Source organism: Snodgrassella sp. ESL0324, from assembly GCF_013344955.1.
Classification (GTDB): Bacteria; Pseudomonadota; Gammaproteobacteria; order Burkholderiales; family Neisseriaceae; genus Snodgrassella; species Snodgrassella alvi.
Window position 1 is genome coordinate 39339 of record NZ_JAAEDS010000003.1, and the last position, 22773, is coordinate 62111.

19 protein-coding genes and 1 pseudogene are annotated in these 22773 nt (G+C 42.3%); 19 read left to right on the forward strand and 1 reads right to left on the reverse strand.

Annotated elements, in window-relative coordinates:
- The first annotated feature begins 152 nt into the window (after window positions 1-152).
- From GYY70_RS00690 to GYY70_RS00705, 4 genes are read left to right on the forward strand one after another with little or no spacing between them, the layout of a single operon-like run.
- Window positions 153-641, forward strand: coding sequence for a hypothetical protein (locus GYY70_RS00690; protein ID WP_174830897.1), 489 nt, complete (start codon window positions 153-155; stop codon window positions 639-641).
- Complete coding sequence (locus tag GYY70_RS00695) at window positions 638-2014, forward strand: hypothetical protein (protein ID WP_174830898.1); 1377 nt, start codon at window positions 638-640, stop codon at window positions 2012-2014. The genes GYY70_RS00690 and GYY70_RS00695 overlap by 4 nt, the downstream gene beginning before the upstream one ends.
- Window positions 2015-2033: 19 nt before the next feature.
- Window positions 2034-8567, forward strand: a complete 6534-nt coding sequence (locus GYY70_RS00700; RefSeq protein WP_174830899.1) for a DEAD/DEAH box helicase family protein — start codon at window positions 2034-2036, stop codon at window positions 8565-8567.
- Window positions 8567-8980 carry a hypothetical protein gene (locus GYY70_RS00705; protein ID WP_174830900.1) on the forward strand — a complete coding sequence of 138 codons (414 nt, stop codon included), beginning with the start codon at window positions 8567-8569 and terminating at the stop codon, window positions 8978-8980. The genes GYY70_RS00700 and GYY70_RS00705 overlap by 1 nt, the downstream gene beginning before the upstream one ends.
- A gap of 117 nt (window positions 8981-9097) precedes the next feature.
- Here GYY70_RS00705 and GYY70_RS00710 read toward each other — a convergent pair whose 3' ends face one another.
- Entirely contained in the window at window positions 9098-9604 is a 507-nt protein-coding gene (locus tag GYY70_RS00710; protein ID WP_174830901.1) for a hypothetical protein, read from the reverse strand.
- 91 nt (window positions 9605-9695) lie between these two features.
- On the opposite strand from GYY70_RS00710, the gene GYY70_RS00715 reads away from it, so the two are divergent.
- From GYY70_RS00715 to GYY70_RS00785, 15 genes and pseudogenes are all read left to right on the forward strand, one after another.
- Window positions 9696-10010, forward strand: coding sequence for a hypothetical protein (locus GYY70_RS00715; protein ID WP_174830902.1), 315 nt, complete (start codon window positions 9696-9698; stop codon window positions 10008-10010).
- A gap of 1 nt (window position 10011) precedes the next feature.
- Window positions 10012-11082 carry a hypothetical protein gene (locus GYY70_RS00720; RefSeq protein WP_174830903.1) on the forward strand — a complete coding sequence of 357 codons (1071 nt, stop codon included), beginning with the start codon at window positions 10012-10014 and terminating at the stop codon, window positions 11080-11082.
- A gap of 13 nt (window positions 11083-11095) precedes the next feature.
- Entirely contained in the window at window positions 11096-11614 is a 519-nt protein-coding gene (locus GYY70_RS00725; protein ID WP_174830904.1) for a hypothetical protein, read from the forward strand.
- Window positions 11615-11669: 55 nt separating this feature from the next.
- Window positions 11670-13406, forward strand: coding sequence for a hypothetical protein (locus GYY70_RS00730; protein WP_174830905.1), 1737 nt, complete (start codon window positions 11670-11672; stop codon window positions 13404-13406).
- A gap of 12 nt (window positions 13407-13418) precedes the next feature.
- Window positions 13419-14042, forward strand: a complete 624-nt coding sequence (locus GYY70_RS00735) for a hypothetical protein (protein WP_174830906.1) — start codon at window positions 13419-13421, stop codon at window positions 14040-14042.
- A gap of 3 nt (window positions 14043-14045) precedes the next feature.
- Window positions 14046-15677 (forward strand): hypothetical protein, encoded by a 1632-nt coding sequence (locus tag GYY70_RS00740; protein ID WP_174830907.1) that lies wholly within the window; start codon window positions 14046-14048, stop codon window positions 15675-15677.
- A gap of 10 nt (window positions 15678-15687) precedes the next feature.
- Window positions 15688-16440, forward strand: coding sequence for a hypothetical protein (locus GYY70_RS00745; RefSeq protein WP_174830908.1), 753 nt, complete (start codon window positions 15688-15690; stop codon window positions 16438-16440).
- Between the two features lie 10 nt (window positions 16441-16450).
- Complete coding sequence (locus GYY70_RS00750) at window positions 16451-17335, forward strand: hypothetical protein (RefSeq protein WP_174830909.1); 885 nt, start codon at window positions 16451-16453, stop codon at window positions 17333-17335.
- Between the two features lie 13 nt (window positions 17336-17348).
- Window positions 17349-17846 carry a hypothetical protein gene (locus GYY70_RS00755; protein WP_174830910.1) on the forward strand — a complete coding sequence of 166 codons (498 nt, stop codon included), beginning with the start codon at window positions 17349-17351 and terminating at the stop codon, window positions 17844-17846.
- Window positions 17847-17848: 2 nt separating this feature from the next.
- Complete coding sequence (locus tag GYY70_RS00760; protein WP_174830911.1) at window positions 17849-18274, forward strand: hypothetical protein; 426 nt, start codon at window positions 17849-17851, stop codon at window positions 18272-18274.
- Between the two features lie 12 nt (window positions 18275-18286).
- Entirely contained in the window at window positions 18287-19150 is an 864-nt protein-coding gene (locus tag GYY70_RS00765; protein ID WP_174830912.1) for a hypothetical protein, read from the forward strand.
- Between the two features lie 6 nt (window positions 19151-19156).
- Window positions 19157-19450 (forward strand): hypothetical protein, encoded by a 294-nt coding sequence (locus GYY70_RS00770; RefSeq protein WP_174830913.1) that lies wholly within the window; start codon window positions 19157-19159, stop codon window positions 19448-19450.
- A gap of 76 nt (window positions 19451-19526) precedes the next feature.
- The gene (locus tag GYY70_RS00775; protein ID WP_174830914.1) at window positions 19527-20939 is read left to right on the forward strand and encodes a hypothetical protein; all 1413 of its coding nucleotides are present in this window, start codon (window positions 19527-19529) and stop codon (window positions 20937-20939) included.
- A gap of 2 nt (window positions 20940-20941) precedes the next feature.
- Window positions 20942-21652: a hypothetical protein gene (locus GYY70_RS00780; protein WP_174830915.1), complete on the forward strand. Its 711-nt coding sequence runs from the start codon at window positions 20942-20944 to the stop codon at window positions 21650-21652.
- 27 nt (window positions 21653-21679) lie between these two features.
- A pseudogene (locus GYY70_RS00785) lies at window positions 21680-22773 on the forward strand (hypothetical protein); the annotation flags it as partial.

Below are 22773 nucleotides of genomic sequence, written 5' to 3' on the forward strand. Positions count from 1 at the left end.
TTAATCCCTACTATTTATTCAATCCTCATTTTACGGTGTCTGAGAAATTTCAGACACCGTGTTTTTATGTCCTCTAAGCAAGGGAACACCGGCAAATTCACACAGTTGTATAAGCAATAATTTGTTCAGGATTTGTATCAGGATTAAAACTAATGAATAACACATTATTTACATGGGAAGATCTAACAGATAACCCTAAAACAGCACCAAAAAAGCTGCTTACTGCTTTCAAGCGAGCCGGTGCCAATATTGCTTCCTCATGGGTTGAGGGCAATTTAAAGCGAGAAAACGGTATCTCTTATCGTCAGATATATCTGGTATTCGATGACAGTCAGCAAGTAGTTCTACGGGTTAAACAGTCTGGTGACGTTTTTCAGGTGAAACTTAATAAAAAGGTGATACCGCTTAAGGAACAGGACGATATTAAACGGGCCATTATCGAAGTTATCAAAATCGTAGATCAGAACTCAACTAAGTTTCAGCGTGCACAGAGCAGAAAAAAGATTGAACTGCCGAAAGGAATGAAATCAACACAAAAACGTAAAGAGATTCTATTTGCTGAAGAAGAGGAAATGCTAGATCGTGCAATAGCAGAGAAAAGGGCAATATTAGCCAATATCGATGTGACGGAGGCCGTATGAATTACACCACAGACATAAAAGGTTTACTGACCAGTTATTACGGTATGCCGGTAAAAGTGGAAGTTCCTATTGGCGGCTATCGCATTAAGCCCGGAGTAATGCCTGTTTACATGGCTAATGCCAGCTATGGCGAGTTTTCTGATACCAAAGGCACAGATGGTGAGCCTGTTGATTGTTATATAGGGCAGTTTCCTGATTCAAATACGGTTTATATCCTGAATCAGCGAAGCAAAGATGGCGGCTTTGATGAGCATAAAGTCATGCTTGGTTTTTTATCCGAAGAGGATGCTGCGTCTGTTTATACAGAATGCACCAGTTTCATACCGCTAAGTATTGTTTGCTGTACAGCAGCACAGTTGAGCTGGTGGCTTAAATACGGCGATAAGAAAAAGCCGGCCACCATTGAATCACTTCCTTTTGATACTGATAGCGAGAATGCCATGGAACAAAATTTATACGACTGGGAAGATCCCGATATTGCAGCAGCCAGAGCCTTATATGATATGCGGCATACTGATGCGGATGAACAATTACTGGAAGCACCTGTATTTGATTCTGTAATAGAAGAAATAATCTATAACGAGAAGGGCGAGATGGTCGTTTTTGATGCACTGGTAGTGCCTCAAGTCAAACTAGAAAAGACCGCAGTTACATTCGGCCGTGTTTTTAATCGTTGCGGTGATGATTCATTACAGGTTGCACCAGAAGGTGTACAGATTTCAAAACCATTCAAAAAAAACGGTACTACCAATGTTGCTATGGTGTTTGAGCTTACTGACGGACAGGTTATTACTTGTTTTCTGCACAATCCGGATAAAACACCGAATCAGTTAAAACCTGATGACAATCTGATTGCATGGCGGTGGATGCTCAATAAAAAAGATATCACTATTCTGGTCGCACCAGAGAATGGCAAAGATCAGCATATTAATGAAATCGGTCGTCGTACCATGAAACTGGCAAGTAAAAACAGCAAGCGTTTTACAGAGGCAAATGCACAGCGGGCAAAGCGTGAGGAAAATCTTCGTGTTACAGAAGAAAGGATTGCCGCTAAAAGGGAAATTCTTAAGCAGTTAACAGATCAGATTAATCGCTTTAAACAGATCCAACAACAGGCGAAAGATTCAGAAAATACGGCACCCGCCACAGAGCCGGCACCCGCCACAGAACCGGCATCTCAGGATGATAAGCAATTTTTGCAAAATATTATTGCCGGAACCGAAGACATAACAGCACCTGATTTTGATACCAGATTAGAACAAATTGCCCGAATTTATGAAGGTTCAGGAAATGCAGAGATGGAGAAATTACTTGAAGACGCAATGAATGCTTATGCTGAGCAGACAGATGCGCTCGATAAGTTATCCGCTTAATTAGTTTTACAGGTTCCAGATGTCATTAAATAGCATAGAAAAAATCAGACTTCTCAATCAACTCAAAAATACGATTTTGAAGCGTAATGCGCAGACCAGCCCGCTTAAAAAACTAGGGTTAATCCGTGAAGTACAGAGATTACGTACTCTCCTAGGTATGCGTAACAGTCCTCAACAACAGACGGAAACGCCGGCACGAAAGGAAAAGAAAGACACCAGTATTTTTTATTCGTATACAGAAAACCAGACACGCAAACAGCGGCAGGATGCCAATAATGCCGCAGTAGCACTGCTTAAACAATTCACATCAGGCAGTCGCCGTGCTGATCAGGTAACGGATGCGGATCGCAGCATACTGGCTCAATACACTGGCAATGGTGGTAATTTGACCTCTGCCGATGGTAAAAAGGGCAGTGCATATGAATATTACACACCTAAGCCAGTGGCTAACGCTATGTGGGCACTGATGGAAGAAATGGGCTTCAAAGGCGGCCGTGTATTAGATCCGTGTGCCGGTGTCGGTATTTTTGCTGCAACCAGTCCGCCTGATGCGGTCATGGATGCAGTAGAGCTGGACGGTATATCCGGTGGTATTAACCAACTGGTCAATAGTGGTGTTGGTCAGAGTGTGACTATTTCACCCTTTGAACAGTATGCGGCCAGTACGCCGGATGAAACGCACGATGCCATTATTGCCAATGTTCCTTTTGGTAAAAATAGTGATCGCGGTGGTAATCAGTTCAAGGATTCCCTATTTCAGAAAGACAGTCTGGAATCCTATTTTATGCGCCGTGCATTAACCAAACTCAAGCCAAACGGCCTTGCCTGTTTTGTTGTTCCCCCGCGTGTTGTTAGCGGTAAAAGCGGGAATGATCAGAAATTACGAACACGTTTATCGTTACTGGCCGAATTTAAAGGCGCGTATCGGCTGCCTAACAAGATTTTTGGCAGCGCACATGCAGACACTATTGTTGATATAGTGGTATTCAAAAAACACAGCCGTTCTGTGCTCGATGCTATTGATCAGCTACAAGGTATCAATAACGACTTATTGCGTGAAACGAATGTCTTATGGAGCGAGTTTGTCGACGGCCAGTATTTTAAAGGTGAAGGCAAACGATTCGTACTGGGTGAATTTGTCAAAAAGAACTCTGCCAAATTCAGAGATATAGATCGTGTCATTAACGATGACAGTGTTCAGAATATCGTTAAATTAATACATAAATTCGGCACAGACAGCCGTATTAATCTGGACTTGCTCAATGCCGCCGAAACACCGGAAATAACCTATAGTGAGGGAGACACCCTTGCCCTGAATGGTGAGATTCTCACGCTGCAAAATGGTACATGGGTGGCAGATGCAGCAGCAACGGTTATTAGTGACGATAAAGCAGAGCTGATGCGACTGGTTACACAAATCAGCACTCCGCTTGAAGCAGTCAATACTGGTGTGACATGGGCACAGTTTAAAGGAGCGGTAGATTATCTGAATGAAACCTGTCAGAGCCAGAATATACCCGAATGGGCAGCAGATGTATTTAAATCCCTGAATGAAAATACTACTGCTACAGACATATTCCCGGCAATTGCAACCGGTTTAGCCTGTAAGCAGGTACAGGCAGATAGCGGAAATAATGGCGATGATCTGGTTACATTGTATCCGGTTCTGGCTAAAGCCATGCGCAAATACTACCGCTGTAAAACCGACACCAGTATAGATGCGAACAGTCGTGCTGCGGTTAAATTCATTGGAATTCATTACCGTGGTAAAGCAGGATTTTCTGATTACTGGCTAGGTAAAGTTGAAGATATTAAAATTGATTTGGCTGCTAAAGAAAAGCTGGAACAAAATAAATATATTACCGGCACCCTTAATATTGATATTGAAAAAGCTCGTGCTATTGTCACTGCCGATGGTGGTAAATTCGACCCGTTACACGATGATGACTGGATAATCGCTGCTGATGGTCAATCCGTTATATCCGCAGATGATTTCTTTGTTGGTAATCTGGCCAAGGTACTGCATAAACTGGATGAGGAAATAGCTAAAACCACAGATGCGGCAATCAAAGATAAATTGCAGCACATGAAAGATGTCGCGTATCAGCGTTCAAATAAAATGGATTTACAGCGTATGGCTTTTGACATGCGCAGTCCCATGATACAGCCGCAGGAATTATTGAAATTTGTTCAGATGTTTATCTCTGATCAGTCATCAATAAAACAAAACCAGCAAAATAAAAAATATTTTGTTGATATTGATACGTCCGGAAAGAACTACATTACATTTGAAGATAAACTGAAAAACCGTGTCGGCGACTATCTGAAAAATGGTACGGTTACACTGGGCAGTATGGATGTGAAACCGTATACCCAGGAGGAAGCGTTAAATAAACTGGATGAGATGATCCGGCGTTATAACACTCAGTTTAATACATGGGTTAAAGCTAATCCGCAGATTATGGCCCGGTTGCAAAGTATTGCCGATCAACCGGAAAACATTTATTTCAGCCAGATTGATGACCGTTCACCGCTTCAGGTTGACGGAATTAGTCCCGAATGGAAATTCCACGGTTATCAGAATGCCTTCGCACGCCGTATGGCGCGAAATTTCAGCGGTATCAACAGTTTTGATGTAGGACTTGGTAAAACAGCCACTGCTTTATTAGCTGTCCAGTACAGCCATAATCTGGGCTTAAAAAAGAAAACCCTGTTTGTTGTCCCGAATAACGTACTTTCTAACTGGTACAAAGAAGCCGTAAGAGGTGAGAAATCCAAGGGTGAGGCAGGTTATAAAGCTCCGATATACAGTAGCAGTGATGGTTGTCTGTTTGTCGGCCTGAGCGTCGATAAAAAAGGAAATCCGGTAGTTCGTCCGGCTGATTATGATGCAGACCTGAACCGGATTATGGAAAACCGGCACCAAAAGATTTTCATGACCTATGAGGCATTCTTACGTATTCGGCTGAAAGATGAAACTATCGATAAGTACGAAAATCACCTGCGTGATGTAGATGATTCCTATGCCAGAGCAGTACGTGCAGCGGCGGAAGAAAAGAAAAAATCCAAGCTGGCCAAAGTTACAGATGTGATTCGCGGTAAAAAAGATGCGACGGCAGCACCTTATCTGGAAGATTTAGGAATTGATTCACTGGTCATTGATGAATGTCACGCCTTTAAAAACTCAAAAGAAATAGTCGATTTTAAAGGCGGTAAATTTCTCAGTACACCTATAGCCTCGAGCATGGGACTGGATGCACAAGCCAAAGCATGGTACATACGCCGGCAAAATAATGGTACTGGTGTTCTGGGATTGACGGCAACACCAATAACGAACTCACCACTGGAAATCTTCTCCATGGCCACACTGACCGAAGGTGAGGAACGTATAAACAGTATTATGCTCGGTGCAACAGGTTCAGATGCATTCATGGATACAGTTTGTAATTTCAGTGAAGAACAGGAAATGTCAATTACCGGTCATATGAAGTCTTACCGTACCTTTACCGGTTTACGCAATCTGGCTGCATTACGCAGTCTGATTAAGGATATTGCTGTAATTGAAGATGCGGAATCAGTCGGCAGTGATTTTTTCCTACCCTCCGCAGAAGAAGAGCAAACAGAAATTAAGCTATCAGATGACACCAGCAATCGCCTGCATGAATATAAAGTGGCATATTCAGTTGCCAAAGAAATGGTACTGGCATCAAAAACCAAAATTGATGCAATTGTCGATCCGGAAGATCTGGATATTTTTAACCGGATCAGCAGTGAAACAGGGGAACCGGTAGAACTGATGGCGGCTCCCTTTAACCTGATTAACAAAATGAATAATCTTATTGTTGATCCTGATTTGGATAAAAGGGCGACGTTTTACTATACAGACGATAAATCACTCGCAGAACAAGTCTGCACGCAATTCAATAATAAAAAACTGAAAGACAAGCGTACTCGGCTGGGAAAATTTACTTCTCCTGAAAATGTGCTGAAAGAAACGATACTCAGGGATGAAAACAAAGAAATTATTGCAACTGAATATACCGTACAGGTAACTGCCGTATATGATGGTGAACGGATTATTCTGGATTCCGACGACTTCAATACTCAGATGGCTTTTGAGGCGATTATGGATAAGCTGTCATTAAATGCGGATATGAGCATTCCGCCAAAAATGGCAGCGTTAATCGATAATGTTAAAACTGAAATGGCCAACCCGCGCGGAATTGATGGTTTACGCCGCTCACAAAAGACCGTCAAACAAATTATTTTCTGTGACATGTTGTCCAGCCACACCAAAATTAAACGACTGCTAGTGAAACATTGCGGTATACCGGCGGGTAAAATAACCTTTATCTCCGGTCAGTATAATTCACAGCCAGATGAGATTTTGGATGTGCAAGAAGGGTTTAATGCTGGTGATGAGGACAATAAATATCAGATTATTATTGCCAATAAAAAAGCCGAAGTCGGTATTAACCTGCAAAAAGGTTGTCAGGCCATACATCACCTAACTATCGGCTGGACACCGGACAGTTTACACCAGCGTAACGGTCGCGGAGTGAGACAAGGGAACCTGACCGGCAAGGTAACGGTATATTTTTACGATGCAGACGGTACTTTTGATACTTACCGGCGCAGACTGGTCAATAAAAAATCCGACTGGATTAATACCTTACTCAAAGACGATAAAAGCGATCAGGTAGTCATAACCGGATCCCTTACCCGTGAACAGCAGGATATTCTGATCAGCATGGTAGGTGATAAAACCGCCATGGCAACATTTCAGGAACGTATTGACGATGCTGCCCGTGCCAAACGTATTGCTCAGACGCGCTACAGTCAGAATGTCAATCTGCAAACCTGCCAGAAAACAGCTATCTTTTTAAAGAAAAACGAAAATCTGGAGGACTTTGGCCGCGAATATCTCAACGAATTATTTGGTATCGAACGTGATATTCAGGACGTCAAAAGATCCATAGAAAACGCAGGCAGAAAAAAAACCAGTGCCGCGACAATTAAGCGTTATGAGGATAAATTAACCGATTTGCAGAATAAACGTCGTCAGTTATCTGAAGAGGTTATTGAGGCCTATTCTTACGATACAGAGAGTGATGATGACTTTATAACTTCTGTTAATTCAGACAAATTCTTCTATATTGATCGTGATAAATTTAAGTTGCGTGAAGGTGTTGATTCACAGATCCGGCGTGAATGGAAGAATCAGTTAGAAACCAATCGCCGCATGCTGCATGTAGCTCAGGAAGAGTTGAATAAATCTCTTAGTCTGGAGGGCAGTTATACAAACGATACTATTGAGGATGTGAAAAAAGGACAGTATGTCACTTATAAGGAAAACAGAATAGGTGTAGGCGGCCTGATTAAATTCACTGATAGTAATGGTAACGTCTATTATCGCTTACTGTGTTTAAACCGGAATCAATCCTTGATTTTGCGCTATTTTGATAAAGACAGGCCTGCTTCAAGCGAACCCACTCCGGTAAATTATTTCTTTGCAACTCCGTATAATACGGAAAATATAGTCGCCATGATTGAAAAAAATGGCGAAGGCTATCAGGAAGCTTTGCAGTATCTGGCCGAATATGACAGAAAATGTCTGGCTATGAATAACAATAAGGTTAGTAACAGTTGGGATTATGCTTTTCAGTATATTCCTGAGCTGGAGGCCATGTTACCCGACATGAAAATAACACATGAGTTAGATCCGCAAGAATATTTTCTGGATGTTGCCGGTGTTTTCCCTTATGTATTCAATCCTGAGTATATAAATCACTTTGCTGCTTCAGACAGTATCGAGAAATGGAAAAATGTAGCAGAACAGCAGAAATTATATGCAAAATATCAAGGAAGTATATGTGAAACTGATAATCTGGATAATTTTATAAAAATTGAATCAGAAGATTTTGTGGTTAAAATTATAAATGCTGCGCAAAAATTTAATCTTAAGTTTAAAGATATGGGTTTCAGCCTGAAATATTTTTCACCTGGACTGGGATTTTCAAGAGATCTGATCTTCACTCCTGATAAATCACGGGCTGATCATATTATTGCCCAGATTAATGCAGCAGAAACGATGGATACGGTCACAGAAATTGCTAACGGCTGGGTCAGAGAATTAATGGGAAATTTATTTGAAGACATTCCCAACTTTGATGATTTTTCAATCGGCAGATCCGGTAAATTAATGGAACAGGAATACCAGCCAATTAAAGCTGCTGTTGAAGAGGCGCGTAAACGGTTTAAGGTCAGCTCGCCGGAAGATTATGTTTATATGACCGGAGATACCTGGAAGGCTAAAAAGGCACTGGACGATAATGCAGACAGTTTCCGCATGATTGCCGAGCGTGCCGGTTCTGAAATCGGCTGGCGTAATAAATCAGGTCAAGGACGTGCAAGGGATAATGAAGTCATAGACAAAGCGACCAAAGCACCGAATAATGTCTGGATATTCCAGCGTAAAATGTGGCAATACTTACAGGAAAATTATTCTGAACTTATTTCAGAATTTAATCTTGATATTGAAGAGGGGAACTGATGATGGAATACCAGTATATGATTACCGAGGAACAGGCAAATACCGAAGCTGCCCGATTAGCCGACGAGCTAAAAACCAATACCGGAAATTCCGACTTTGTACAGTTTGCCGCTGATGTCATTATCAAGCGGATTGCCAAGAATCCATTGGTGTATCTGGAGTATGGCGTTTACTGGCCGGCTCTGAAAAAGGTATTGAATAATCACCATGCCGAACTAGGCAAAGAGTTAATCAATGATCCGATAGCCGGCATTTATGGTAATTTTGCCAGTGAAGCAGCAGTTATTGCTGCCGCAGAACAGTTCAGGGAGTTTTATAAGGAAGCTTATTTGAAGGGTAGCAATAGCTTTCAAATTGATGAGCTGGGTAATATCTGGACACTTTATGATAGTGATATACAGGAAAAACCATGATGAGCTGCGCAGACTGATACAGCAGAGATTCTAGATAAGATATAAAAACCGCTCTTTAAGGGCGGTTTTATTTCAGACAGAAAAAAGGGAGAAAACCCTTAACTTAGCTGTGGTTTGTCAAAATGACAGAATCGTGCCCGGTTCGTACAGAGACTTGCTGGTTTCTGCAAATTTGGTACACGCTTCCAGAACTCCTGCATTTTTTATATATCTGATGAAATAAAGACAGGTAGCCAGAATAGCTATATTGCCGTTACTTAAACCATCAATATCATATTGAAGTTTACCGTTGTCTGTGACACCGTTTGGCTGAATATTCTGACTGATATCGAATCGCATTAATTCTTCGCCCAGATCAATCTGATCCCTTACTTTCAGCTCGTGATAGGCTTCCAGTGCTTCATGGAACTCGTTCGGTTTGAATAACATATCGAATTCTTCTGAAATTGTAGAATCAGTAATCAGGATAAATTTATCCTTTCCCTCAAAATCATATTCGGTAGCGCAGTCAAAGAGTAAAAGTGCTCTGCCGTTTTCTTCGGTCGTGATAGCAGAGGTTATTGATAACGGCTTTTCAGCATAGTGACCTATAGATGCGCACAGATCTATAACATCATCATTCATTTCTGACTTTCTGTAAGTGTGGAACATTAGATTAAAGGCTATATAACGCCTTTATTATGGGTGCTTATTAATTCCTTTTTTTATTTGTTCCATGCCTATTGATGCTATAGCAGTTGGTGTCGCTTTCCGTAATATCGCCGAAACCAGCAGAAATACAAAGCCATATGATCCTTGTATTACTCACTATGTTATGCCCAGAGAAACTATGGATCCCAGTCTGACGAATCAGTTTGTATACGGTAATCGTGCTGATTGGTTCGTTTCTGCCGCGATTACGGGCAAAGTTGATGTTGATTTACCCGTTCAGACCGGTGCAAGGCGATTTATTCCACTGAGTAATGCAATCGCAATCACTAAAGCTGCCAGTGGTAAACGTAAGCAGAATAACGGCATGAGTTTGTATTGAGATGGTCAGACCTCCAACCATTGCCGAATCTCTGAAAATTATTCGTGACAGAGAAAAACGGGCAGACGGGATACGTTCGGGTGCATTGAATATTCTGAATCTGGGTAATATAGATTTGCGCCGTACAACTCAGGCTGAGGAAGTTTTAAAGAACATCAATCTGAATAGTGGTGTTAATACCAGAAAATTAGATTTTGCTGATTTGCGTGCATTTAAAAAACAAATGCAGTTACGCCAGCAGGATTTCAAACGCAGCGGCATAGGAATAGGTATTTCCTTTAAATCCGTTATAGACCGTAGTCGTAAAGAAGACATCAAACGTTTTCAGGAAGAGATTAATACGGCTATTGTCGCACGTAAAGATCGTAATGGTGTTATTACTTTCCGGGTAAACGCCAGTGCCAGATCTACTGATACCCACCATATGGTAAGTGTACAGTTTCTGAATTTTCAGGCTGCTTTGAGTGGCGGCGGAAGTATTACCCAAAAACTTGCAGCAGATGTTTTGAGAGGGCCGGTAAGGTTTGATTGTGATTGCGGCCGGCATCGTTACTGGTACCGTTACCTGGCCACGCTGGGTGGTTTTGCTTACGGAAAGCCTGAAACAGGTTATCCAAAAATACGTAATCCGCAGCTAACAGGACTTGCTTGTAAGCATGTTTTATATGTGGCACGTATGTGTATGCGCTCCCCGTCGATGATCAGGGATATGCAGAACTATCTGAATACCTATCGTAATAATCCTAACTCACGAGCCAGAACAATTGGACGTAAACAGGCCAGAGAATTTGCAGAAAAAATAGATAAAGAAGACTGGCGCAATATCAAAGTACGCCAGTCACGCAACAGCCAGCTTCCTGATCGTCTTGCCGATGCTTTTAACCCGAATAAAAAAGCCAGTATACGCGGTACAAACTTGCGTCCTGAAGAACTGGTAAAAAAACGGGTTGATGAAATGTCAAAACAGGAACAAATCAGTGCAATTGCCCGTCTGCTCAGTAGTACCGATTTACCTCCGGATTTACAAGCTGCCGTCAAATTAATTAAAGACCAGATTAGCAAAGAAAATTAGCACCATGATTGATATGAAAATAATCAGTGATTCTATTAATCACGCCGTCAAAACAGTAACCAGTCATCACCCTTTATCTATTGAAGCAGCGGTATACCGCAAGGAACTGAGAAAACCGAAGGAACTGGGAGGTGGAGATGGAAATGAGCCGACGATAGGCGGAGCTGGTGTACTGGGTGGTATTGGTGATGAATCAGAATATGAGCTGACATGTCAGGGTTCCTGTCATGTGAAATTTACTAATAATCTGGATATGGCAGAAATTGCAGGTGAAGGCTCAACGTATTCCGTACAGATATATACAGCCATGATTGAACCTTGCAATGAAGGTGAGTTTACGGTTCAGAAATATGACCGCATTTATCTGATGATGCCGAATATTAACTTAAGCTATGAAGTTGTAGACATTACATCGACACTCAGTTTAATTAACGGACAGACCAAACTGTATACATTACAGCCGGTAGAACAAAGTGCTAACTTGAGTGACGAACTGATTTTTAAAAAAAGGGAACAGCCGGAAAAAGCGTGATTGAACCATCAGAAAATAGTTACTGCGATTCTTTACCCTAAATATGGAGATTTAAATGGGTGCAAATGCAGATATAAATAACAATGGTTCTTCAACATTAAATCCGAATAATGTGACTTTAGCTGATCAGGCTGAAACCGGTGAGTTTATCCGGGGATTACAACAGGAAAAACAAAAGAGTGGTGTTTTTGACAGTGCCTCAGATACAGTGAGCCAGTCCTTGACGCCGGTTTTTCAGAATTTGTTGCATTCGTTACCGGATACAGTTCAGGAACCGGGCAATCGTGTCATTAATACTCAGCAACTGATTCTGGATTCAACAGTTAAACAAATAGGAATATTCCAACAGAAATTCGGTCGTGATGTTCCAGATGCTGTTTTAGATAGTGCAATACGTTCAGCACTGCCGCTGATTAATCCGAATTATGCCCGCGCTTTAGGTTTAGATACCCACCTTAAATCGGTTGGTGTATATGATGAAGTGTCTAATGTATCCGGCGGTGCCTTGCAAGTAAGACAGGCTTTGACTGCAATTTTACTTGCATTTAATGAGCAGATACCTTTTTCTGGTGTATGTCCTGTAGGTATTAATAATGGCGGACTTGAAGGACGCATTATTCAGGTTAGTCATCGGGCTGATAGTAACGTTGGTGGCTATAATTATGGCGATAGTTTAGACGGGCTGAATTCCGGTAAACCTTATTTGCAAGGCAAACGTTTTGCTGATGCTACACAAGGTGATAACGGACAATATACTGCTTTAATTACCCTGCACGAAAATGATACTCAGGGCTGTCCGATCCGGAGTAATACAGCTACTGCTTATATTAACGGGCTTCCTGCTGTAATCGTGCAACCTTCCGGTACTAACAGCAACACATTTACTGGTTCTGCTACTTTTAGTTTTCCTGGTGATGCAACCTCATATCATGTATCTATACTTTGCCAGAATACTGATACCGGTAAAATAGATGTAACGGTAAATCCGCCATTACCTGCCGGTACAAGAATCCGTGTTAGTGCAGATGTTAATTATGAACATGCCACTATGAAGGATAAACGGCCTAAAGTTGTTACGCATGCTGAATACAAACACTTCGGTGTTCATTATTTCAGCGGATATTATAACGTTACCTCTGAAGCAAGAGCACAATGGCAGAGTGAGGTGAATATTGATCCTTCCACACAAGCCACAATCGCATTGCGTACTCAGTCTTATAACGAACGCCATATGGTGGCTATTGATTGTATGTATGAAGTAGCCCAATCATATCAGCATCAATTTTCTCTTGACTGGTTAAATCGTTTAAGCCAGCGCAATATTGCCAGCATTGTTCAAGACCTCTCTTACAGCCTGTCACAGGTTGACACCGAAATGGTTGCGCGTACTCAACTTAGCAGTCTGGGCGTAATTTATGTAGGTATGGCTGCCGTTAAATATTTTGAGGCAATGGATCCGAGCATATTTACTAAGAGCGGCGAAAGAAAACGACCGGGTATTTACCGGATAGGTAAATGGGCTGGCTTATACGACGTATTCTATACACCTTCACCTAAATTAAATCGTCCTGTTAGGGATTCATTCCAGATGCTTGCCATTGGCTGCTCAGATCAGGTTGCCGGTAATCCTTATCTTACTGGACAAGCAGTAGCCCCTATTATCACACCATTCAGTATTAATAGTGCGGGTGAACAGGGCGCATACTATTTTGGTGCTATCACAGACACGATGAATCCTCTCGCAAATATGGCTTCAGCAGCAGCATTGATAACCGTAACCGATATTGAATAAAGGGAGGTAATAATGGCCAAAAATCCATCAAATACTTCGTCTGATGCGCCAAAGAAACGTGGTCGTCCCCCGAAAAGTACAGACAATGAAGATACTTTACTGCAAGTAAATAACTCTGTAGATGAGCAAACAAAGGGTAGCAAAGCCGATAACACTGATGTGGTACCGCCGGAAGTGGACGAAGCTGATAACACTGATGCGGTACCACCGGAAGTGGACGAAGCCGATAACACTGATGCGGTACCACCGGAAGTGGACGGAGCCGATAACACTGATGCGGTACCACCGGAAGTGGACGAAGCCGATAACACTGATGCGGTACCACCGGAAGTGGACGGAGCCGATAACACTGATGCGGTACCACCGGAAGTGGACGAAGCCGATAACACTGATGTGGTACCGCAGAAAGGTACTAAAACCAAAACCATTAAAGAGGTTTTTATCAGCAATATATCGCCGACATCTTATGTGATTCCACAGCTTAATATAGAAATGCGCCCCGGTGAAATGGATGTATCAGCCTCTGTTTCTAAGGATACATTAACTCAGATTCGCAATAATGCAGATACATTCAATGCCGTTAACGGATGGGATGGTAAAACCCTCGGCATTATTGTTGATGTTCATAAAGGATAAGCCATGAGCGGACAGAATATCTATCAGACAACACCGCTTGTCGGCCAGCAGCCGGGCGTACAAATCAACTTACCTGTTGATCGTACAGACCGGTTGTTACAACAGACCGGTGATCAGACGTTTGCTACTGTCTTGAAAGCCTCACGCGGCCGCATTGATAAGCCTATGCTTGTATCATCTGATAAATTAAAGCGTTATCTGGGTGATGCTCAATCGTTGCGTGAATCAGAGCTGAACAGCACCTATATTCAGGTAGTGGATGCTTTTACCGTTGGAGCACCGGCCGCTGTGGTCATGCGGCTAGTCAGCAGTGAGGCAGTAAACAACTATATCGTTATCAGACATGGTCCAAACGATAATATTTCTATCTTTGAAGATGCACCGGAAGAAATTGAAGAAAATGATGACTGGTTCCTGAGCATTAAACTTGCGGACTGTATTAATGAAGGTGTCTATGTACAGCTTCAACGAGGTAAAACAGATACTGAGGTTACCTTAAAAATCAGAGAACGCAAATACAACAGCAAGGGTACCGAAATCGCCACCGGCAATATACTGTATGAAATTACCGGTTCGACAGATATCAATGCCGTTGATGATTTCGGGCAATCATATTATCTGGGTGATGTTGCTGAACGGTTTTATGGTGACTGGTTAAAGGTTGAAGCTAATCAGCAGGCTAAAGAGGTACTAACTAGTGACACATTCAGCAGTCAAATGATTGGTGAAGGTGTAGAACCTTTCTATGAAGGATCTAACTATATCACGAATGAAGACTTTCAGGCGGCTGCCGAGCAGATCAAAAAAACCAGTCTGCAATATTATTACATCATGACAGATTCATCAAATCTGGCTTTGATTGATGCATTGTTCAGAGCGGCGGTATACAACAATCGCAAAATGTTTGCCGATATTCCGGGTAATTTATCACCTGATGCCGCTATACGCTGGAAATCTCATTTTGAATGGGATGAACAGCAATCCATGTATATAGACTGGACATGGACACCCATCAAACGACAGGATCCGACCTATAAAAACGGCGTTGTCCTGTTATCTTCGGTAGGTCAGAAAGTCGGTTATTCCTGTGTGCGTAACGGTAATCTGAACGGCTTCGGACTTCCGCCGCTGCAACAGCCGATAGCAGGTAGTGACTATATGCTTACCGGTACTAACTTTACCCAGATTTATCAGCCTGATGTGGTTGAAATCGCAGCACTGGCTGAAGCACGGATTAATCCTTGTATCTATGAGGAATATCACAACGCCAGTGGTTACGTTTGGGCAGACAGCCTTTCCGGTACGCAAAAAACGGGTATCAGTAAATTAACCAGTGCAGCCGAAATCACTTTCTGGTTAATGCATTACTTTGGACGCTATAGCAAATCGCACTTACAAAAACCGATGGGAGAACGGATCCGCAAACAGAAAGAAGAACTGGAAAAGGTTCTGAACTGGGCGGAGGCTTCCGGCTGGCTGACTATAAGTAAGAGCTTAGGCGGCGTGGCCTATACCTACAGTGTATATCGTAATGAACGTTACCCGGATGACCGCATGGATTGGGTAATGAATCTTGGCATCGAAGGTGTGGTACGTCAGGTAGTTGGTAATACCAATATGTACTCATCTGATTAAGGAAAAAAATATGCAAATACCAGAAGAAATACGCCAAATAACTCAAATTTTTCATCAAAAATTACCGGAACCGGTACAGCAAACAATGGTCACAGATGGTGTGGTGTTTGATTCAACAGACAGCCGTTCAGCTTACGCTATGAGTGATCTAAAACTGAAAGCCGCATCAGCCGTTCATCAGTTTGCTGAAACTGATAAAAGCGAACTGGACGAAGGTGAGACGCTTTGTGACCGCTTTTTGTCATTGTTAGCTGAGGGCTGTGATGAAAATGAAGATGGCGAAATAAGCGATGAAGAAGCACAGTACATCGATCTTGCTTATGAAGCAGCAGCTACATATATGTTGAGATTTGGTGTCAATCCTGATGAGCTTGAAGCGTTTATCAATGATGATGATGAAAAAGCCGCAGCCAATATACAGGAACTGTTGCTTCATGCTTTGCCGGAAGGAAAAGAAGCCTGTTTGGATGATATTGAGAAATTTGCTTTCGATGAGAATGATGGAAGTACAGAATCTGTTTTAGATTCAGCACAATCCAATGGTAATCAGCAGGCAGTTATGGATGCTGTTTACAAGAAAAAATGGGTGGTCAGACAAGGTAAAAAGCTGAAGATCAGAAAGCGGGTATCAGGACATGTCATATTGAGCGCAGGGCAGAAAAAAGCTGTCAGAAAAATGCATCTGAAATCTCACAGCGGTCGTGCGAATTTAAAGCGTCTCAAATCAATGCGCAAACGTGAAAAACTTGGCTTGAATAAATAGGCTGTCAATCATGTCGTGGATTAATTCACTTGTTGATGCCGGAGTGGAGGTGCTTTCAAAGCAATACACTCTGACATCAAACTGGGGGAGCCTGAACTCGCAACTGATTGCTTCTATAGCACCATGCGATAAAGCAGGCAATATAACCGGTCAGGCTGTCAGTGCTCCGCTGATTGATTCATCACTGGCACAGCAGTTCGGCTGGTCATCTCCGTTTGAGAATTACACTGCTGACAGCAAAAGTCCGACTTTAGCTGCCATGCTGCAAACCGGCATGATTCCCAACCTGATACAGGCTATTGATGCAAAACAGGCAGACAGTAACAACCCTGAAAATGGTGCGCTGTCTGCCATCTCTAATTTTTTGAAACTTGGCGAAGGCAGGACTGGTATTACCAAGTTGAATTCAACACAGGTTTTTACCGGGCATGAGCCTTTGAAAATTGATGGGACTTTGGTTTTCAGAGCTTATGCAGATCCTGTAAGTGAAGTTGAGCAGCCAATACAGACATTATGGAAAATGGCTTATCCGAAATCACTGGCAGACGGCACAATGTTGTTAAACAACGTGCAGGATGCCCTGAGTGATGCCGGCAGCCTTCTCAGTGGCGATATGTCCGGAACGGACAGTCTGGTTAAGCTGGTTTTTCCTTCCGAGGCACCTTCCTATGTTGCGCTCAAATACCGTGGTATTACTTATGCGCCAATGGTTATTGAAAATATCAGTCGTCCGTTAACCAATCCGACCTGTGCATTAGGCGATGTTTTTGCCACTGTACAGATTAGTTTGGGATCGCAGCGTTCATGGGATGCCAAAGATGTCGAAAACAGCCGGTTAAGTGCTACCGGTAAGCTGATTAATGACACTGTTAGTGCCGTTTCAAATTTGTTTTAAAGAAAGTTGTAATATGTATACTCCTAAAGCACAAAAAAATGTTCTTGAGAATGTAGCAAAGTACGGAGTAATTGCTTTAGCTTCAGAACACACCATGGTGATTCATGGCCATGAAGAGTTATCTGCTTTAACTATTAGTTTTCCTCTGCCGAATAACATTTCTGAAGAATCTATACCTGTATTTCTTGGTGGCGGCATACAAACCGGCACATCACAGGCTCCACGAACATTTTTTACGAACTCTATTTCATTCTTAGATACGGTACAAGGACCGGTTGCAGAGTTTTTACGGCTACATGCTACTGAACGAACGGTTGCGTCGCGTTATATGTTCGATTTTGATGTCTATCGCGGCACTCCGGAAGAATACACGCTTAAATTCGCGTGCAAAAATGCTTATCTGCATGGCTTTGATGCTGCCGAACTGGAAGCCGAAGACCGCACCAGTCCGTTTAAGTACAACGGTCAGATATCTTATCATTATTACGGACATGAAAAGGGTAATATTTAAGCATGGAAACAAGTGTCAACGGTAAAAGCATTAGCGAGCTGGCCGCTACTTATATCACTACACGGCAGATTAATTTCTTTAGTCAGGAACAGATTGAAAACCTATTTTTAGAAGCGGTTAATGAAGCTTCCGGCTACGGTGATTTAGTTAACGGACGTGTCGTGACATCAGAAGATAATTGCCCGGTAATAATCGATAATGCCAAATTAATAACGGCTGCTACGGTTCTGAGTGAATCTGACTGGGCTGTTATTAAACCGTTGGCACAACTTCTGGTTGATCTGGAAACTGCAAGGTTACAGGAAGCAACCAAAAATCATGGTTTAGATCCGTTCGGCCGTTCTTCTGCTGAGATTGAAAATGATCTCAATGCGTACCGGGCGGAACTACCTAAAAAAATGTTTGCGTGTCCGATTGTAACCATCTAGGCAGTGAAATTTATGTCAATCTATCAAACCAGTTTATTCGGTGATCTGGCGAAAACAGCCGGCGGACTGCTGGGCGGTGTTGCTGGCGGATTGTCCGGCAAACTGGGCAGTACGGTATCAAACGCCCTGGGAGGCGGTGCATTAGGTTCACTGGCTGCCGGTGCAATTAATTATGGTACCAATGCCGCAATGACCTCAGTTGTCCAAAAGCTGGATAAACTGGGGAACAAAGCAGACCGTAAATTTGATAAGCTGGTGTCTACTACATTTCAGGATCTGGGCATTAGTGCTTATGAAAACGGGCAGCCCAGTGATCAGGCATTGCTGTTTGCCGGCGGATTGTCCATGAAAGACATGCAGCAGATTGTTGAAGCCGCAGATAGCAAAACACTGTCGCGCAAAAACTTTTATGTACTGGAAATCAGTGACGGCCTGAGCGGACAGCCGGTTGAAGGTGTGCAGCCGCATCTGAGCAAGTTTAATCTGTTTGTGCAGTCGCTGGATTTAAACCCGATTGATATCAGCGGTGATGTTCATTTACTTGGATCTGCGTCCATGAATATACCGCAGCAAAATAATCTTACCGAGATGAACCTGATTGTTCTTGATGATATTAGCGGCACAATCAAACAATGGGCACGCCAGAAATTAGCCTATACCGCTCCCTCAGACGGTACTGTAATGCCGGCTGTTTACCGTACGTTTTCAGTAAAAATTATTTACGGTACAAATAAGGCACTGGAAGATTACTACAACGAACGCTACACGATGGAACTGGCCAGTACCAGTGTTCAGCTCACCCGTACAGAACAGGCACTGGAAGAACTGTCACTGCGTTTTGTGCAGGAATCCACCTTTATGCCAACACGTTTCTAAAATATTATGACTAAAGTTACATCAAAGTTTATCTGGCAGGAAATTGAGCACTGGATCAACACACTGACCAATGCTTATCTGGGTTCTAATTACGGTATCGATCTGAAAGAATATCTACAGAAACCAATCGGTGCTTTTGATGGTGATGAAATCATTGCCAAAATGCGGCAGGATATTCCTACACTCCAGGCAATTGATAACAATAATCTGCACATCTATTTCAAAAAAGTATCAACGGATAAAATCCTGTTCTATATCCAGTTAAATGATGGTGCCAAAGAATATACGGTTTCACTTTAAAATAAGGGAACAGTGTCTTTTTGCCACGGCATTCAAACCGATAATTAAGCCAGATTAAAATAATTTGGCTTTTTTTATGGCTTATACGAAAGATGAGTTTTATCAGGCAGCAATAAATGAACTGAGTAACAGCCCTGCACTGGCAGAACGAATCCGCCTCGGAGATGTGACCGTTAGCCAGCAACTGGCAGCCATGGCACAAATGCTGACCATGTTATCCACGCAAATTGATCTTGGCTTGTCTGAAACGTGGACCAGAGCGCGGGATTCATTTGTGCTGGCTGATGCTGCTGCTAAACAAATGCTGCCGTTAGGTCAGGCTAAAGTTGCCCGTTTAACCGTTAAAAACGAATTCAGACAGCCTTTAACCCTGATAGCAGGGCGAATATTGCTGGATACACGTTCCAGACAGTGGGTGATCCGTGATGGTGCGACTATTCCGGCTAATGGTGAGAGTGAAATCACCGTAATCCAATACCAGCAACGCAGTTTTACCCATAAAGTAACCGAATTTAAGTCGTTTTACCGTATACCTTTGCCGGTGCCGGATTCCGGACAGTGCATGATTGCGGTTGAAGTAAGCAAAATATCCAATAACACAGTATTCAAACAGGCTGAATGTTTCAATAACATTAATTACAACGACAATGTTTATCATGTGATGGGTGATGAACTTCTGAATTTGTATATCACTTTCGGATTGAAAGATAAATTCGGTTATGTGCCGGGCATTGGTGAAGAATTCAAAATTAGCATCAGAGAATCCTATTATGGGTTCAATCTGGAAATCGGAACCCAGTTTAGTCTGGAATATTCGGTCGACAATGAAGAGTATCTGTCATTTTTTGCTACTGAGGAACTCAAGGCGGGCAGTCCGCCAGCCTCAATATCAGAAATGCGGGAACTGAGTAAATACCCGTACATGTATGATGAAAATGCCGTATATCTGGGCGAATTTTCGCAATTGATTACCCGTAAAATGCGTCCGTTTGTATTTTTGTCGGTGTGGAATGAATATACGGAAGAACAAGTCAGAAAACCGGATAGCGACAATATTAACTGTTTGTTTATCTCGTTTATTAAAGACGGTATCAGCAGTGAGGAAGCTCAAAGCGAAATAACATCGATCATTAAAGCGGCTGATAACAGTTACCGGGTTAAATTTGTTCCTGTAGCTGAAAATAAAATTAATATTGATGTCCATCTGTGGTTATCACCATTACATGATTCAGCCGCAATTTCCCAAAAAGTAAAACAGTGGATTCTGGACCGCTACGGGCGGTTATCGTACTGGGCACGTACTGGCCGGCAGCGCATTAATGTTTCCAATATCACGAAACAGATAAAAGAAGAAATTACCGAATTAAATGACGGTACCAGCGATATTGTCATCACCGTTACCGATAACAGCCTTAATTTCCCGGAATCATTCCGTTATGTAGATGAAAGCTCGTTAACTATTACCACCACGGGACTGATACCGGATTAATTATGTATGACCTGATAGCCTTACAACAATCCCATGCTGCGGATGAACTGGAAGCAGAGTTCAAAGATCTGCTTATCGTTCTGTTTCAGAAATATCTGTTTAAAGACGGTTTTGACTGCAATGTCATGGGTATTCCGTATCTTGGTTCCTATGAGCTGATAACCAAACATCTGATTAACGGCAATATTGCTAACTTCGATATTACCCGTATTGCTGAAGATGATATGCGCTATTTACTGCTGGCGTGGAAATACCGCAACGGCAAGCGCGGTACACATTTTCTGAAAACGTTTATTAAATGCACGTGGGGGAATGAGTTTGAAATCCAGCAACTCTGGCATCACAAAAAAACCGAATACCCGTTAGGACTTATAACCGAAGAAGAGATAGAAAAGACAGGGCTTAATAAAAATGATTTTTTTCTGACTTCCAGAATCCGCATTAATCTGACCCAGCGGGAAGCAAGAGACTTCCCTTATGGAATAGCAGAGATGCTAAAAAATACACTACCTGCCCGATTGTTTATTTCAGAAATTGTCAAAGAAACATCTTGTGAGGCCGGAGTGAGTTTATTAGGGGACAGTACTGAATATTCTGTCTCTAAATATGATTGTACCGAAGAACAGAAAGAAGAAGTCACTGAGTTCGGCGTAAATGTATTCGGTGAAGGAACAACGTACTCTTTAGCCTTTTTTACCGCTGATAATAGCTAATAATTCAGTAAGCAGGGTTTTTTAAAGATGGCAAATGAAGACAGACTAAAAGTTAAAATTACAAAATCCGGTTATCAGGCTGCAATTGATAATAGCCGTGATGCAAACGGGTTTAAAATCAAAATAAGTAAAGCCGATGTTTATGATGATAAAAATAATCTGCGTGGCACTTTTGATGTAGTCGGAAAAAATATAGGTCAGCAGCAAATATTACTTCGAATCACTGTTGTTGATAAAACCACCTCATATGGCATTAAAACCATAAAACTAATTGATAAGTACAGCGGCGTTGAATTTGCCATTATCTCTCACCCTGCCGGGGAAATGATTGATTACATCAACCCGCATAAAATAGCTTATATATCATGTAATCTGATTATCACATCGATGGACGACCATACGGTAACCATTATAGATTCCAGTACCGCTGATGCCGATAGGGACATGATTGATGGACAGGTTGCTGCAATTTGGGAAGCAATAGAACACTTACCCGGCGTAAATTTACCAGGTAATCAGGATACTTCCGGTAATGCTGCGACCGCATCTAAATTATTAGAGGGACGCAATATCGGCGGGGTTTTCTTTGACGGTACAAAGGATATTGATCTGCCCGGCGTGAATACCAAAGGTAACCAAGATACAACAGGTAATGCTTCGACTGCTACATATGCAGGCCAGATTGCGGCACGTAAAATCGGTGGCGTTATTTTCAATGCCAAAACAGATATAGATTTGCCGGGTGTCAATATTATGGGTAATCAGAATACCTCCGGTAATGCAGCTACAGCTTCCAAATTATCTATTGCGCGGCAAATTGGTGGTGTTCCATTTGACGGTAGTCAAGATATCCATCTGCCAGTTTCTGGCGGGTATATTCCCACAGAACAGTATGAAGCTGGGGATTTAGTCAAAGTTGATGGTGAATGGTACGAATGTTATCACCCTGATGGATGTAAAGGTAAAGACCCGCGAAACTCTGTATACCGACCCAGCGGATGGCAGAATGCAGACCAGACCAAACCATATTATTGGTTAAAAATTGGCCGGTGGTTGTCTTTCCCTGAAACCGGCAGTCCAATTTATTTGCCTGCAACTACCATTCGTGAAGGACTGATTAA